Raw genomic sequence first — 14,721 nt, 5'->3', positions numbered from 1 at the left:
CCCGTTTTACCGATGTCCGGTTTTCCTTGTAATCGCGGCGCACCGTTGCGATATTGCCACAAGACGGCCCCACCTTCCTGAGGGCCATCGAAGGAGCTTTTGAAGACATGGCAAACTGGAACGACCCCCAGTCCACTCGCGCAGAGGCGCGCGGTGGCTTCGGCGCTGCTCCGGGCCTGAATCCGAGCGTGCCGAGCACGCGGGCCGGCTACGATGCGGGCCTGCGCAAGTACATGCTTTCGATTTACAACTACATGGCGTCGGGCGTGCTGCTCACCGGCATCGTGGCGATGGCCATGGCCGCAAGCGGGATGACCGCGTCGCTGGTCGGCTCGCCGCTGATGTGGCTGGTCGTGCTGTCGCCGCTCGCGATCGTCTTCGCGATGAGCTTCGGCGCCAACCGCTTCTCGCAGGGCACGCTGCAGATCATGTTCTGGGGCTTTGCGGTCCTGATGGGCATGAGCCTGTCGACTATCTTCCTCGTCTATACCGGCGCGTCGATCGCGGCCACGTTCTTCGCGGCGGCGGGTGCCTTTGCCGGCCTCTCGCTGTTCGGCTACACGACCAAGAAGGATCTCTCGGGCTTCGGCAGCTTCCTGATCATGGGCGTGATCGGTCTCATCATCGCGTCGGTCATCAACATCTTCCTGCAGAGCTCGGCCCTCGCCTGGGCGGTGAGCTTCCTGGGCGTGCTGATCTTCGCGGGCCTGACCGCCTATGACACGCAGCGGCTGAAAGCGCAGTACTTCCATCTTGCCGGCACCCAGTTCATGGGCAAGGCGGTGATCCTGGGCGCGCTGACGCTGTACCTGGACTTCATCAACATGTTCCAGTTCCTGCTGCACTTCATGGGTCAGCGCGACTGACGCTAATTCTGCGGACCTGATGCCCGCAAACTGACGACGCCCGGCCGGGTCACCCCGCGCCGGGCGTTTCGCGTTTGGGGCAGAGCGTTGATTTTACCGCAGAATTCGCGCGGCCGGGCGAATTGGCTGTGGACGGATCGAGAGAGCCGGGTGCACCGCTGGCCTGGGGAGGGCATGAATCGCCCTGCACATCCGGTGCGCGTCTTAATCCTGCCGCAAGCAGCGATCATGCACAGTGCCCGGAAAGCTTGGATCATGGGAAAGAGGGCCGGTTTCGTGGCGTCGAAAATCGTGAAGATCGTGCAGACCTGTGCCGTCGTGGGCATCGCGACGCTGTCGGGTTGTACCCCGCCGCCGCCGCCCGCCCCGCCGCCGCCCCCGCCGCCGGTGGTCCAGGCGTTCCCCGCCCGGCCCGTCGCCCCCGGTTTCGCGCAGGAGAACCTGTTGGTTCCCGCGGTCAACGCTCTGGGCGTGCGCCAAACGGTGAACACCGGCCTGACCGCGGCGCAGACCGTCTGGAACCTGCGTTCCGCCTACAACGTCGCCGCTCTCAACTGCCAGGATGCGGGCCATGCCAGCATGGCGGCGAACTACGGCGCCTTTCTCAAGACCCACGCTCGCGAACTGTCCGCGACGAACCGCGCGCTCGACAGCGAGTTCCGCCAGAAATACGGCCCCGGCTTTAAGGACGTGCGCGACCGGTACATGACGCAGGTCTACAACTATTTCGCGATGCCGCCGGTCCTGCCGCGCTTTTGCGACGCGGCCTTCAACGTCAGCACTGCGCTCACCACGGTGCCGGCCGGTGGGCTCGATGTCGCGGCGGCCAATCTGCTGCCGCAGCTCGAGGCGGTCTATCTGGCCTTCTTCAACGAGTACGAGGCCTATCGCGTTGCCGCCACGGCTTGGGACGCGAGCTATCTGGCGACCTACGGTGTGCCCTATCGGCGGCCCGTGGCGAACCCGCTGGCGCCCTCGGCGGACGTGCCCTACGGCCCCGGTGCGCCCGTCGTCTCTCCGGTTCCGAACCCGGCGGTGACCGGCTCCGCAACGCCTGTCGCGGGGGCCGGAAGCATCCCGGCGGGATCCTGAACATTCTGCGCGGGAAATCGCGATTTTACCCTTTGACTCGCGCGCGTCCGCTGCTAATTGCGCGCCTCGCCCGGACTGCCGGGCACCGGATGGAACGGGGCCGTAGCTCAGTTGGGAGAGCGCGTCGTTCGCAATGACGAGGTCAGGGGTTCGATTCCCCTCGGCTCCACCATCCCCTCGCGCGTTTTGGGTCGAAGTGAGACCGCGCAAGACAGCTCCCCAGAACTCGCTCTGTTTGGCGCATCTTGTAATGGGTGAGGCATGTGTCGTGGCGCGGCTTGGCAGCTATGCCGGCTCGCCTGTATCGTCGCCGCCAGATACACGCTCTGCCCACTGGATCGGACAGCGTTTCGGGTCTCACAACCTGGCATGCCGAGGACGGTCATTTTGGCTTGCGCGAAATGAACCGGGTAAAGGCTCCGAACTCTCGCAGTTGATCCCGCTTGCGGTGTGGTGGGATTTCGACAAGGGTCGGTCGAGCAGTGGGATGACGGCCCTCCTGCTCGAGGATCATTCTTACTGGGGAAGGTTGCATGAGGCTGAGATCGCTTCTGTTCGTGCCCGGCGACAGGGCCGACCGCATCGCCAAGGCGCAAGGGTTGGCTGCTGATGCCTTGATCCTCGATCTCGAGGACTCGGTCGCTGCCCAGAACAAGCAAGTGGCGCGAGAAAATATCGCGAGCGTCCTGAAGTCTTCTTCCGGCGGGCCGAAACTGTTCGTGCGCATCAATCCGCTCGACGGGGAATTTGCAGCCGACGACATCGCGCAGATCGTACCGGCCGGGCCGGATGGACTGGTGCTTCCGAAATGCGAGGGGAGCCATACCGTCGAGGCGCTTCTCGCGCTTCTTCCTGCGGATGTTCGCATACCGATCCTGCCGATCGCGACCGAAACGCCGAGGGCCGTCTTCGGCCTCGGCAGTTATGCGGGTTGCGGCAGCCATCTCGCCGGATTGACCTGGGGCGCCGAAGATCTCCCGTCATCGGTCGGCGCGGTCACGTCCCGCGAGGAGGACGGTTCCTTCACGCCTCCTTACGAGCTGGCCCGGTCCCTGACCCTGTTCGGCGCCCATGCCGCCGGGGTCGCAGCGATCGAGACGGTGTTTCCCTCGATCCACGATCTCGCAGCTTTGAGAGCCTATGCGTCGCGCGGCGCGCGTGACGGGTTCACCGGGATGATGGCGATCCATCCCTCGCAGGTTCCCGTGATCAACGCGGCCTTCACGCCCTCGGCCGCTGCGCTGGAGCATGCCCGCCGGGTGGTCGCGGCATTCGCCGACAATCCCGGGGTCGGCGCGTTGCAGCTCGATGGCAAGATGATCGATGCGCCGCATCTGAAAATGGCGCAGGCCCTTCTCGCGCGTTCGGATCAGGATTGAACCTGCCACCGACGGGCAGTTCCCGGATCCTGCGCTGCAAAATCGGGCAAGTCTAGACGCCAGCCGCGAGGAGTCGGGGACCATGCGGTTGGCCTGACGACGTCCTCGATCCGCATGATGGTGGGGGCGGTCTTCGCGTGGGCGCCGCATTGCGGTCCCCCGCGCGCGGCGCCGATCCGGACATGCGCGGGCCCGGCGACATGGCGCCCGGCATCTTCGCCGGATCGCGGACGGTGATGGTGGCCAATGACGGAAACCCCTGCCTTGCGGTCCTTCGCGAAAAGGGCAAGAAGCGCCCCGATGACGCAACGCCCGGACCTTCTGGCACCGTTCCTGACGCGCGCGCTGGACAAGCGTGCCGAGGTCGGCTTGCGTCGCACCCTTCGCCCCGCCGCGCTTCTGCCGGGCGGGCGCATCGCGCGCGACAGGCGCACGTGCATCGACTTTTCCAGCAACGACTACCTGGGCCTGGCGCAACATCCCCTGCTGGTCGATCGGGCGCGGGAGTGGGCGGCGCGGCTGGGCGCGGGATCGGGCGCCTCGCGTCTCGTCACCGGCACGCACGAAGCGGTGCTCGAACTCGAGGCGCGGATCGCGGCGTTCAAGGGGACGGAAGCGGCGCTGATCCTTGGCTCCGGCTGGCAGGCAAACGCGGCGGTGATCCCTGCACTGCTCGCGGCGATGCCGGGGGCGGAAGTCTTTGCCGACCGGCTCAACCACAATTCGATGCATACCGGGTGCGCGGCGGCGGGGGTGCGGCAGCACCGGTTTGCGCACAACGATCTCGACGCGCTCGACGCCTTGCTGGCCCGTCATGCCGATGCCCCGGCGCGGCTGATCCTGACCGAAAGCGTGTTCAGCATGGACGGCGACCGGGCCGACCTGGTTCGCCTTGCGCAAATCGCGCGCGCACGCGATGCCGTGCTCTATGTCGACGAGGCGCATGCCACCGGCGTCCTGGGGCCGGGCGGGGCGGGTCTTGCCTCGATTGTGCCGGGCGGGGTCGACATCGCCATGGGCACCTTCAGCAAGGCGCTCGGCAGCTTCGGTGCCTATGTCGCAGGGTCGCGGCTGCTGGTCGACTGGCTGATCAACGCTTGCGGCGGCTTCATCTACGCCACCGCCCTGCCGCCCGCCGTGCTCGGCGCGATCGACGCGGCGCTGGACCTGGTGCCGCGCATGGACGCGGAGCGTGCGAAGCTCGCCGCGCTGGGCGACAGGCTGCGGCGCGGGCTGACCGGTGCGGGCTACGACGTCGCGGGATCGACGACGCAGATCGTCCCCGCCATCGTCGGCGATGCGGCGCTGACGATGGCGCTCGCCGACCGGCTGGCCGAAGCCGGGATGATCGCCGGGGCCATCCGCCCACCCACCGTGCCTGCCGGAACCAGCCGCCTGCGGATCGCGCTGCGCAGTACGCACGAGGAGGCTGACATCGACGCCCTCGTCGCCGCGATCGGACCGAAGGCATGAGGCCGACGCTGCTTTTCCTCCACGGCTGGGGTTTCGATTTCACCGTCTGGCGCGATGTCGCGGCGCGGCTCGACGGCTATCCGATGGCCTTTGCCGAGCGCGGCTATTTCGGCGCGGTGGGCGATGCGATGCCCGAAGGCCCGGTGCTGGCGGTGGCGCACAGCTTCGGCACGATGCGCCTGCTGGCCGATGTTCCGGCCCGCTGCATCGGACTTGTCGCCGTGAACGGCTTCGATCGCTTTGCCGCCGCGCCCGAAACGCCGGGCGTGCCGGTGCGCGTGATCGAGCGGATGCAGGCGCGCCTTGCCGAGGATGCGGCGCGCACGCTCGCCGATTTCCGCGCCCGTTGCGGAACCGAGGAGCCGGCGGGCGGGATCGTCGGTGAGGCGCTGGAAAGGGACCTTCGCGCCCTTCGCCACGACGACCTTCGGGCGGAGGCAGGCCGTCTGGCCGCGCCGGTCCTGTCGCTGCAAGGCGCGCTCGATCCGGTCCTGCCACCGGCGATGCGCGACGTGGTCCTTGCCGAGGCGGCACGGATAGAGCGGCGCACGATCGCGGACGGCGGGCACCTGCTGCCGCTGACCCATCCCGACGCCTGCGCCGACGCGGTGCGCGCCATGGCGGAGCGGGTGCGATGAACGCCCATCGCCGCCGTATCGAGCGCGCCTTCGCCGGTGCCGACGGCTACGCAAGGCACGCCCGCGTGCAGCGGCAGGTCGCGGAAAACCTGGCCGACCGCATCGCCGCGCTTGACCTGCCCGCCCGCCCGCGCGTGCTCGAGATCGGCTGCGGCACCGGCTTTTTGACGCGCGCGCTGGTCGAACGCGGGCTGGCCGGCGAATGGCTCGTCACCGACATCTCCCCCGCCATGGTGGAGCGCTGCCGGTCACATGTCGGCGACGCGCCGGGACGTGGTTTCGCGGTGCTCGACGGGGAATACGGCATCGCGGCCGATGGCGGCTACGATCTGATCTGTTCCAGCCTCGCCATGCAGTGGTTTGACGACCAGGCTACGGCGCTGGCCCGCATGATCGCGGCACTGGCGCCGGGCGGGCATTGCCTGTTCTCGACCCTGGGCGCGGGCAGCTTTGCCGAATGGCGCGCGGCGCATGACGCGGTCGGGGCAACGCCGGGCACGCCGCCCTTTGCCGAGGCAGATCGGCTGGCCGCCGCCTTGCCGGAACACCGCATCGCCGCCGCGATCGAGCCGGTGATCGAGCAACATGACAGCGCGCTGTCCTTCCTGCGCGCGCTGCGGGCGATCGGCGCGCACACCCCTGCCGCCGGTCATCGCGCCTTGGGTCCGGCAGCGATGCGGCGGATCATGGCCGCGTTCGAGGCCGGCGGCTGTGCGGTCACGTACGAGGTCGTCACCGGCCATTACGGAAGATCGGAATGAGCGCGCCGCGGATCGTCGTCACCGGGACCGACACAGACATCGGCAAGACGATCTTCGCCGCCGCGCTCACCCGCGCGCTGGGCGCGACCTACTGGAAGCCGGTGCAGGCGGGGCGCGACGAACTGGGACGCGGCGACAGCGACCGGGTGGCCGAACTGGCCGGGGCACCGACGCTGCCGTCTGCCTACGACCTCGCGACGCCCGCTTCGCCCCACGTCGCGGCGGAGATCGAAGGCGTGCGGATCGCGCCGGAAGACCTCGCCGTGCCGCAGGTCGAAGGCCCGATGGTCATCGAAGGCGCAGGCGGCGTGCTGGTGCCGATCAACCGGCAGTGGCTCTACGCCGACCAGTTCGCCCGCTGGGGCCTGCCGGTCGTGCTCGTGGCGCGCACGGCGCTCGGCACGATCAACCATTCGCTGCTGTCCATAGAGGCGCTGCGCGCGCGCGGGGTGCCGATCCTCGGCATCGCCTTCGTCGGCGACGCGGTGGAGGATAGCGAGGCGACCATCTGCGCCATCGCCGGCGTGAAGCGTCTTGGCCGCCTGCCGCGCGTCGATCCGCTGGACCGCGCGAGCCTTGCCGCCGCCTTCGCCGCCGGCTTCGACCTTGCGGACTTCACCGCATGACCTCGCCCGTATGGCACCCCTTCACCCAGCACGGCTTGCAGGAGCCGATCCCCCTGGTGGAACGGGGCGAGGGCGCGTTCCTGCATACCGCCGACGGACGGCGAGTGATCGACGCGATCTCGTCGTGGTGGGTGACGACGCATGGCCATGCCCATCCCCGCATCATGCAGGCGATCCGCGACCAGACCGGGCGGCTCGACCAGGTCATCTTCGCGGGCTGGACCCACGAACCGGCGGAAACGTTGGCGCAGGGCCTGCGCGCCATGGTGCCCGATACGCTGACCCGGGTGTTCTTTTCCGATTCCGGGTCGACCAGCGTCGAGGTCGCGCTGAAGATGGCGCTCGGCTACTGGCTGGCCCGCGCCGACGCCGGGGGCGAGCCGCGGCATCGCATCGTCGTCATGGAACACAGCTATCACGGCGACACCATCGGCACGATGTCGGTGGGCGAGCGCGGCGTCTTCAATCGCGCTTACGAACCGTTGCTGTTCGACGTCACGCGGGTGCCGTTTCCCGAACAGGGGCAGGAGCAGGCGACCTACGATGCGCTGGCGGCCGCCTGCCGCGACGCCGCCGCCTTCGTGGTCGAACCGCTCGTGCTGGGCGCGGGTGGCATGAAGATGTATCCGCCCGCCGTGCTGGCCGAGATGCGTGCGATCTGCGCGGCATCGGGAACGCTCTTCATCGCCGACGAGGTCATGACCGGCTGGGGCCGCACCGGCACGCTGCTCGCCTGCGAACAGGCGGGGGTGGTGCCCGACATCCTGTGCCTGTCGAAGGGGCTGACCGGCGGAGCCATGCCGCTGGCCGTCACGATGGCCAGCGAGCCGATCTTCGAGGCGCACTGGTCGACCGACCGGGCGCGGATGTTCTTCCATTCGTCGAGCTACACCGCCAATCCCATCGCCTGCGCCGCGGCGGCGGCGAACCTTGCCATCTGGCGCGAGGAACCGGTGGCCGCGCGGATCGACGCGCTGGCCGCGATGCAGCGCGAAAGCCTCGCCGCGCTGGCAGGTGCCCACCGGATCCGCAACGCGCGCCAGTGCGGCACCATCGCCGCGTTCGAGGTGGGCGAGGGAGAGGGCTACATGGCCGACATCGCGCCGCGCCTGCTCGCCATGTTTCGCGATGCGAACGTGCTGCTGCGACCGCTGGGCGACACGATCTACGTCATGCCGCCCTACTGCATCGACCGGGCCACGCTGGACGAGGTCTATGCCGCGATCGGGGTCGCGATCGCGCGGCTCTGACCGGCCGCGTCAGCGCATCGGGGCGGGCACCAGCTCGGCATGGGCCGGGAACCCTTCGAACAACGCCGCGGCAAGGCGGCTGGCGATCGCCGCCTCGCCCCATTCGTCGTCACGGTCGCGACTGGCGAGCGTGGCATGGCCTTCCCACAGGACCGGGCCGTCGGCTCCTGCGCGCAAGTGCAGTTCGAGCCGGGTGCCGATCAGCGCCGTCTTCGGATCGGACAGGTCGACGTTGACGGCCATGCCCATCATTGAGCCGCGGTTCGACACGCCCACGGTGGCCGTGCCGCTGACCGGCCTCTTCTTCCCCTCGGCAGGAACCAAAACGTCGCGCACGATCCGCATCTCCAGCACGCGGCCGTCGGCGGGCGCCGGCGACAGCGTATCGAATCCGGCCCGCACGAGCTGATCGACCAGCGCCGCTTCGTAGACTGCGCGGGTCGCGGCATCGTCGGTGCCGCCGGGCAGCGAGACGATGCGCATCGGACCGGGGTCGAGCAGCACGCCCGCATCGGCCATGACGAAGCGGCTCACTTCCACCCGCCCTTCGCGCGGGTCCGGTGCGACATCGCGCCCGGCGCTGCGCGGACCGTCCATCATCGGTTCCATCCACGGCCCGCCCGCGGCACCCGGTCCTTGGCCCCAACCCCGGCTCTGTGCCAGCGCGGGCGGCGCCATCGCGGTTGCGGCAAGGCCGATCATGAGCACGCGAAGCAGTCCGCGGGAAACTGGGGTCGCCATCGATACACCTGTCAAAAAATCTGTCCCTTTATTCCCCGCCCTGCCGGCTATGGACCGCGACCTGTCGCGCAGATGAACCGATACAAACCGGTACGTTCAGGCAGGCGCAGCCTTTGGGAACCAGTCGGGAACGGGGCGACCCAAGGTATAATTGGCGAGCGCCAGCCTTGCGCGCAGATTGCCCCTCGACAGATTTGGCGAGAGGAGAATCCACCATGCTCGAACAGGCGCTCAGCAAGTTCAGCGGCCAGTCGCTCATCCGCGACCGGTTCGACAATTTCATCGGCGGCCAGTGGGTCGCCCCGGTCCGCGGCCAGTATTTCGACAATATCTCCCCGGTCACCGGCAAGCCGGTCTGCCAGGTCGCGCGCGGCACGGCGGAGGACATCGAACTGGCGCTCGACGCCGCGCACAAGGCGAAGGACGCCTGGGGCCGCACGTCGAGCACCGAGCGCGCCAACATCCTCAACCGGATCGCCCAGCGCATGGAGGACAACCTCGACATGCTGGCGCTGGTCGAGACGATCGACAACGGCAAGCCGATCCGCGAGACGACCGCGGCGGACTTGCCGCTGGGCATCGACCACTTCCGCTATTTCGCGGGTTGCCTGCGCGCGCAGGAAGGCTCGATCTCGGAAATCGACCATGACACGATCGCCTATCACTTTCACGAACCGCTCGGCGTGGTCGGCCAGATCATCCCGTGGAACTTCCCGCTGCTGATGGCGGTGTGGAAACTGGCCCCCGCGCTCGCCGCCGGCAACTGCGTGGTGCTGAAGCCCGCCGAACAGACGCCAATGTCGATCATGGTCCTGACCGAACTGATCGGCGACCTGCTGCCCGACGGCGTGCTCAACATCGTCAACGGCTTCGGCGTGGAGGCGGGCAAGCCGCTGGCGTCGAACAAGCGCATCGCCAAGATCGCCTTCACCGGCGAAACGACGACCGGCCGCCTGATCATGCAGTACGCGAGCGAGAACCTCATCCCCTGCACTCTGGAACTGGGCGGCAAGAGCCCGAACATCTTCTTCGCCGACGTGATGCGCGAGGATGACGACTTCCTCGACAAGGCGCTCGAGGGTTTTGCCATGTTCGCGCTGAACCAGGGCGAGGTCTGCACCTGCCCCAGCCGCGCGCTGGTCCACGAATCGATCTACGACCGGTTCATGGAAAAGGCGATCGCGCGGGTCGAGGCGATCAGGATGGGCAGCCCGCTCGACCCCGCCACGATGATCGGCGCGCAGGCGTCGAACGACCAGCTCGAAAAGATCCTCTCGTACATCGGCATCGGCAGGGACGAAGGCGCCAAGGTGCTGACCGGCGGCGGTCGCAAGGTGCACGAAGGCGAACTGGCCGAAGGCTACTACGTCCAGCCCACCGTGCTCGAAGGGCACAACAAAATGCGCATCTTCCAGGAGGAGATCTTCGGCCCGGTCCTGTCGGTGACCAAGTTCGGGTCCGACGAGGAGGCGCTCTCGATCGCCAATGACACGCTCTATGGCCTGGGCGCCGGCGTGTGGAGCCGCGACATGAACACCTGCTACCGCTTTGGCCGCGCGATCCAGGCCGGGCGGGTGTGGACCAACTGCTACCACGCCTATCCGGCCCATGCCGCGTTCGGCGGGTACAAGCAGTCGGGCATCGGGCGCGAAAACCACCGGATGATGCTCGACCACTACCAGCAGACCAAGAACATGCTGGTCAGCTACAGCCCGAAGGCGCTCGGCTTCTTCTGATGTCGGTCGCCGGGGCGGACCTCCTCCCGCCCCGATCCTGCCGGCGCGACACTCTCGGGTGCCGGAACGGGGTCGGGGCCATCCCGGGTCGGGGCGGGCTTCGGCCCGTTCCGGCCTTGGCGCGTGCGCGTCTGCGGGCGGGATCGGCACGATGAGCGATGTGCCCGCCCGCATCCTCGCCACGCCGGAGGCGGAGGGCTGGATAGCCCGGCTGCGCGCGGCGCACGGCCCGCTGATGTTCCACCAGTCGGGCGGATGCTGCGACGGTTCGGCGCCGATGTGCTTTGCGCGAGGCGAGTTCCGCGTGGGCGCGCAGGACGTGTTGCTGGGCATCCTTGCCAGCGACACCCCGGTCTGGATCGGCGCGGCGCAGTTCGAATACTGGCGCCATACCCAGGTCACCATCGACGTTGTGCCCGGACGCGGTTCGGGCATGAGCCTGGAGGCGCCCGAAGGCGTGCGCTTCATCGTCCGCAGCCGGGTTTTTTCCGATGCCGAGGTCGCCGCGCTGGCGGCCGCGGGCGAACCACCGCGCGGCGACGAAGTGGAGGTCTGAAGCCGCCGCGCCGACGATGGCGTGCTTGGCCCGCTGGCGGTGACCGGCTAGGATCGCGGCACGAACAACGACCGGCAGCACCCCGCCCGTTCTTAGGAAGGCGGGGCGACTGACCGGCGGCAATCGAGGAGAGGGCGTTGGATCAAGTCGCCAGTGATCACGCGGAGTGCGACCGCCCCAATACCGGGCCAGCAGGCGACCGGGCAGCCGGGCCGCCCGAAGCCTTGTCCGACGGGCTCGTCGTCGTATCGACCGATTCCGCCGATCCTGCCGCCGCCGTTGCCCGCATCGCCTCGGCCATCGCCGGCGTGCCGCTGGCGGGCGGGCTGGTGTTCTGTTCGCATCGCTACGACCGCGAGGATCTCGCCCAGGCGCTGTGCGGCCTGATGCCGGGACAGCCGCTGTTCGGCTGCACCAGCGCGGGCGAGGTGGGGACGGAGGGCTACGCCAGCGACACTATCGTCTTCGTCGGCTTCCCCGCCTGCGCCTATCACCTGAAGCTCCTGACCTTCCGCGATCTCGACGGGTTCGATCCGGAAGGCGCGCGCCAGGCGGTGCGCCAGCTTTCGGCCGAAGCGCGCGGCGCGGCGGGCGCGCGGCTGGGCGAAAACCTGTCGCACGTGGCGATCTTCCTCGTCGACGGACTGTCGCACCGCGAGGAACTGCTGACGATGACCGCGCAGGAGGCGCTGGCCGACATCGACCTCATCGGCGGATCGAGCGGTGACGGTCTCGCCTTCAAGGAGACGGGGGTCTTCGTCGACGGACGCTTCCAGCGCGACGCCGCAGTGATCGGGCTGCTGTCCTCCTCCCGCCCGATCCACGTCTTTTCCGAAAATCACTACAGCCCCGGCGCGCAGCGGATGGTGATTACCGAAGCCGATGCCGAGACCCGCACCGTTTACGAAATCAACGCCGCCCCCGCGGCGGAGGAATACATGCGGCTGGTGGGCGAACCGGGCGCGGTGCTCGACCCCGGCTATTTCGCGACCCACCCGCTGATGGTGCGCACCGGCGGGGCCTATCACGTCCGCTCGATCCAGTCGGTCAATCCGGACGGCAGCCTGACCTTCTACTGCGCGATCGACCGAGGCGTGGTGATGACCATCGGCGAGCCCAAGGACTGGATCGGCGGCATGGCGCAGACCCTGGCCGAGGCGGAGCGCAAGGTCGGCGAACTCGACCATGTCATCGCCTTCGATTGCGTGCTCAACCGCATGGACGGTGAAAGACGGCAACTGGGCCGCGCCATCGCCGACCTCTACCGCCGGTCGCGGGTGGTCGGGTTCAACACCTATGGCGAGCAGTTCCGTTCGGCCCATGTCAACCAGACCTTCACCGGGCTGGCGCTGGGGCGGGGATGAGCGCGCTCGAAATCCCGTCAGACAACGCCGCGCGCGATGCGGAGATCGCGGCGCTGCGCGAACGCGTCCGGCGGCTGGAGAAGATCAACGAGGCGCTGATCGACCGGGTCGAGCGATCGGCGGACATGGACGGCTCCTACTCGATGTTCGAGACCGCCATCGCGCTCGAGACGATGGTCCGCGATCGCACCAACGAGCTGGAAACCACCCTGGAGAAGCTGGCCGACGCCAACGTCCGGCTGTCCGCCGCGCACGAGGCCACCGATGCCGCCCGCGCGCGCCTGCGCGATGCGGTCGAAAGCCTGTCCGACGGCTTCGCGATCTTCGACGCCGAAGACCGGCTGATCATGCACAACGAGGGGTTCCTCAACATCTTCCCCGAGTTTCGCGGCGGGCTGGACGAGGCGACGACCTTTTCCGACCTCGCCGAACGGCTGGCCCGCAGCGGCAGCACCGTCGGCTCGCAGATCGCGCCCGAACGCTGGGTGCGCGAGCGTGTCGCCCGCCACCGCGAGGCATCGGGCGCGCACGTCCAGCTCCTGACCGACGGGCGCTGGCTGCAGATCAACGAACTGCGCACAAGCGAGGGCGGGACGGTCGGCATCTACACCGACATCACCACGGTCAAAGCCGAGGACGCGCGCCAGCGCGCGAAGGAACTGGCCAGCCGCAACCTGGCGCTGCAGGCCTCGCTCGACACCCTGTCGGAAGGCGCGTGCCTGTTCGACACCGAACGCCGGCTGATCGCGTGGAACGAGCCGCTGGTCCGGATGCTCGGCATTGCCGACGACCTGCACGAGGCGATCGGCACGCACGAACGGCTGCACGAATGGTGCACGCTGCGGCGCGGGCTCGACCTGCCGCAGGCCATCGCCTGGCGCAGCGAACAGGGGCCGAGGATCAGCACCGATTGCTCGATGGGCGAGCGGCAGTTCGTCATCCGCTCGGTCTCGCTGGCGGGCGGCGGCATGGCCTATGCCTTCGACGATGTGACCGACCGCATCCGTTTCCAGCGCAGCCTGACCGAACAGGCCGAGACGCTGGAAAAGCGGGTCAGGGAACGCACCGCCGAACTGGTCGAGGTGAACCGCCAGCTGGTCGCCGCCAAGAACGAGGCGGAGCACGCCAACCGGTCCAAGACCAGCTTCATCGCCGCGGCCAGCCACGATCTCCTGCAGCCGCTCAACGCCGCGCGCCTTTTCGTGTCGGCGCTGGCCGAGCGGCGGCTGGCGACGACCAATCGGGGACTGGTGCGGCAGAGCGCGGTGGCGCTCGATTCGGTCGAGGAACTGCTCGAGGCGCTGCTGGAGATCAGCCGGCTCGACGCGGGCGCGATCCAGCCCGAGGTGCAGCCGCTGGCGCTGGACCGCATCCTGTCGGCGCTGCGCATCGAGTTCGGCCCGCTGGCGCGCAAGAGCGGGCTGGCCTTCGACGTTCCCGAAACGGGGCTCTGGGTGGCGAGCGACATGCGCCTCTTGCGCCGCATCCTGCAGAACTTCGTGTCGAACGCGATCCGCTATACCGGCGAGGGCGGGGTGCGAGTGCGAGCGCACGTGCAGGGCGGCGACGTGCTGATCGCGGTGAGCGATACCGGCGTCGGCATCGACGACGACATGCGCGAGGAGATCTTCGAGGAATTTCGCCGCCTGAAGAAGACCAGCAAGACGCCGGGCAAGGGGCTGGGGCTGGCCATCGTGCGCCGGGCGAGTGCCATGCTGGGGCACGAGATCACGCTCGATTCGGTGCCCGACCGGGGCAGCACCTTCACCATCCGCGTGCCGCGCGCGGAGCCGGCGGCCCTGCGCGAGGAGGCAAGCCGCGAGGCCCGCCGCCTGCCGCGCACCGGCGGCACCGTCACCGTCGTCGACAACGACGCGCAGGTCCAGCAGGGCATGCGCGTGCTGCTGGAGAACTGGGGGCTGGAAGTCGTCACCGGCAGCCATCCCGACGATCCGCAAGTGGTGGCGAGCGTGGAGCGCGGCACCGGTCTGCTCATCGCCGACTACCACCTCGACGACGACCTGCTCGGCGACGAGGCGGTGGCCCGGCTGCGCCGGCGCCATGCCGATGGCGGCGCCTCGGGCGAACTTCCCGCGATCATCATCACCGCCGACCGCACCGACGAGGTCAAGCAGAGCCTCGCCGCGCAGGACCTGCCGGTGCTGACCAAGCCGGTGAAGCCCGCGCAGTTGCGGGCACTGCTGCGCAAGCTGGAACTGACCGGCTGATCCGCATCGCG

At 68.6% G+C, this 14,721-nt stretch carries 13 protein-coding genes and 1 tRNA gene; 13 read left to right on the top strand and 1 reads right to left on the bottom strand.

Annotation, left to right across the window (positions count from 1 at the left end; translation table 11 throughout):
- The first annotated feature begins 107 nt into the window (after positions 1-107).
- From J2X37_RS04390 to J2X37_RS04350, 9 genes are all read left to right on the top strand, one after another.
- On the top strand, positions 108-866 hold the full coding sequence (locus tag J2X37_RS04390; protein WP_310018238.1) for a Bax inhibitor-1/YccA family protein: 759 nt from the start codon (positions 108-110) through the stop codon (positions 864-866).
- Between the two features lie 255 nt (positions 867-1,121).
- Positions 1,122-1,958: a hypothetical protein gene (locus tag J2X37_RS04385; RefSeq protein WP_310018236.1), complete on the top strand. Its 837-nt coding sequence runs from the start codon at positions 1,122-1,124 to the stop codon at positions 1,956-1,958.
- Between the two features lie 96 nt (positions 1,959-2,054).
- Positions 2,055-2,130, top strand: a tRNA-Ala gene (locus J2X37_RS04380).
- A gap of 361 nt (positions 2,131-2,491) precedes the next feature.
- Positions 2,492-3,337 carry a CoA ester lyase gene (locus tag J2X37_RS04375; RefSeq protein WP_310018234.1) on the top strand — a complete coding sequence of 282 codons (846 nt, stop codon included), beginning with the start codon at positions 2,492-2,494 and terminating at the stop codon, positions 3,335-3,337.
- Between the two features lie 300 nt (positions 3,338-3,637).
- Positions 3,638-4,810, top strand: coding sequence for an 8-amino-7-oxononanoate synthase (locus J2X37_RS04370; RefSeq protein ID WP_310018232.1), 1,173 nt, complete (start codon positions 3,638-3,640; stop codon positions 4,808-4,810).
- On the top strand, positions 4,807-5,448 hold the full coding sequence (locus J2X37_RS04365; protein ID WP_310018230.1) for an alpha/beta fold hydrolase: 642 nt from the start codon (positions 4,807-4,809) through the stop codon (positions 5,446-5,448). The genes J2X37_RS04370 and J2X37_RS04365 overlap by 4 nt, the downstream gene beginning before the upstream one ends.
- On the top strand, positions 5,445-6,209 hold the full coding sequence (locus J2X37_RS04360) for a methyltransferase domain-containing protein (protein ID WP_310018228.1): 765 nt from the start codon (positions 5,445-5,447) through the stop codon (positions 6,207-6,209). The genes J2X37_RS04365 and J2X37_RS04360 overlap by 4 nt, the downstream gene beginning before the upstream one ends.
- A complete protein-coding gene (bioD, locus tag J2X37_RS04355; protein ID WP_310018226.1) occupies positions 6,206-6,835 on the top strand; it encodes a dethiobiotin synthase in 630 nt (209 codons plus the stop codon). The genes J2X37_RS04360 and bioD overlap by 4 nt, the downstream gene beginning before the upstream one ends.
- Positions 6,832-8,085, top strand: coding sequence for an adenosylmethionine--8-amino-7-oxononanoate transaminase (locus J2X37_RS04350; RefSeq protein ID WP_310018224.1), 1,254 nt, complete (start codon positions 6,832-6,834; stop codon positions 8,083-8,085). Before bioD ends, J2X37_RS04350 begins: the two co-directional genes overlap by 4 nt.
- A 9-nt stretch (positions 8,086-8,094) precedes the next feature.
- On the opposite strand, the gene J2X37_RS04345 is transcribed toward J2X37_RS04350, so the two are convergent.
- Complete coding sequence (locus J2X37_RS04345; RefSeq protein WP_310018222.1) at positions 8,095-8,826, bottom strand: hypothetical protein; 732 nt, start codon at positions 8,824-8,826, stop codon at positions 8,095-8,097.
- Between the two features lie 215 nt (positions 8,827-9,041).
- Here J2X37_RS04345 and adh point away from each other — a divergent pair, with 215 nt between their 5' ends.
- The 4 genes from adh (at position 9,042) to J2X37_RS04325 (ending at position 14,710) form a co-directional block, all read left to right on the top strand.
- The gene (adh, locus tag J2X37_RS04340; protein ID WP_310018219.1) at positions 9,042-10,562 is read left to right on the top strand and encodes an aldehyde dehydrogenase; all 1,521 of its coding nucleotides are present in this window, start codon (positions 9,042-9,044) and stop codon (positions 10,560-10,562) included.
- Between the two features lie 151 nt (positions 10,563-10,713).
- Entirely contained in the window at positions 10,714-11,118 is a 405-nt protein-coding gene (locus J2X37_RS04335; protein ID WP_310018217.1) for a DUF779 domain-containing protein, read from the top strand.
- 224 nt (positions 11,119-11,342) lie between these two features.
- On the top strand, positions 11,343-12,482 hold the full coding sequence (locus J2X37_RS04330; RefSeq protein WP_310019493.1) for an FIST N-terminal domain-containing protein: 1,140 nt from the start codon (positions 11,343-11,345) through the stop codon (positions 12,480-12,482).
- Positions 12,479-14,710, top strand: coding sequence for an ATP-binding protein (locus tag J2X37_RS04325; RefSeq protein ID WP_310018215.1), 2,232 nt, complete (start codon positions 12,479-12,481; stop codon positions 14,708-14,710). The genes J2X37_RS04330 and J2X37_RS04325 overlap by 4 nt, the downstream gene beginning before the upstream one ends.
- The last annotated feature ends 11 nt before the right edge of the window (positions 14,711-14,721 follow it).

Origin of the sequence: Croceicoccus sp. BE223, from assembly GCF_031457155.1 — a bacterium.
Classification (GTDB): Bacteria; Pseudomonadota; Alphaproteobacteria; order Sphingomonadales; family Sphingomonadaceae; genus Croceicoccus.
The sequence above is the reverse complement of the archived record's forward strand: the minus strand, read 5'-3'. Positions and strand labels throughout refer to the sequence as shown.

Coding starts and splice junctions, on each gene's coding strand:
- J2X37_RS04360 (WP_310018228.1), top strand. CDS start 5,445: ATGAACGCCCATCGCCGCCGTATCGAGCGCGCCTTCGCCGGTGCCGAC.
- J2X37_RS04390 (WP_310018238.1), top strand. CDS start 108: ATGGCAAACTGGAACGACCCCCAGTCCACTCGCGCAGAGGCGCGCGGT.
- J2X37_RS04385 (WP_310018236.1), top strand. CDS start 1,122: ATGGGAAAGAGGGCCGGTTTCGTGGCGTCGAAAATCGTGAAGATCGTG.
- J2X37_RS04335 (WP_310018217.1), top strand. CDS start 10,714: ATGAGCGATGTGCCCGCCCGCATCCTCGCCACGCCGGAGGCGGAGGGC.
- J2X37_RS04375 (WP_310018234.1), top strand. CDS start 2,492: ATGAGGCTGAGATCGCTTCTGTTCGTGCCCGGCGACAGGGCCGACCGC.
- adh (WP_310018219.1), top strand. CDS start 9,042: ATGCTCGAACAGGCGCTCAGCAAGTTCAGCGGCCAGTCGCTCATCCGC.
- J2X37_RS04350 (WP_310018224.1), top strand. CDS start 6,832: ATGACCTCGCCCGTATGGCACCCCTTCACCCAGCACGGCTTGCAGGAG.
- J2X37_RS04345 (WP_310018222.1), bottom strand. CDS start 8,826: ATGGCGACCCCAGTTTCCCGCGGACTGCTTCGCGTGCTCATGATCGGC.
- J2X37_RS04370 (WP_310018232.1), top strand. CDS start 3,638: ATGACGCAACGCCCGGACCTTCTGGCACCGTTCCTGACGCGCGCGCTG.
- J2X37_RS04325 (WP_310018215.1), top strand. CDS start 12,479: ATGAGCGCGCTCGAAATCCCGTCAGACAACGCCGCGCGCGATGCGGAG.
- bioD (WP_310018226.1), top strand. CDS start 6,206: ATGAGCGCGCCGCGGATCGTCGTCACCGGGACCGACACAGACATCGGC.
- J2X37_RS04365 (WP_310018230.1), top strand. CDS start 4,807: ATGAGGCCGACGCTGCTTTTCCTCCACGGCTGGGGTTTCGATTTCACC.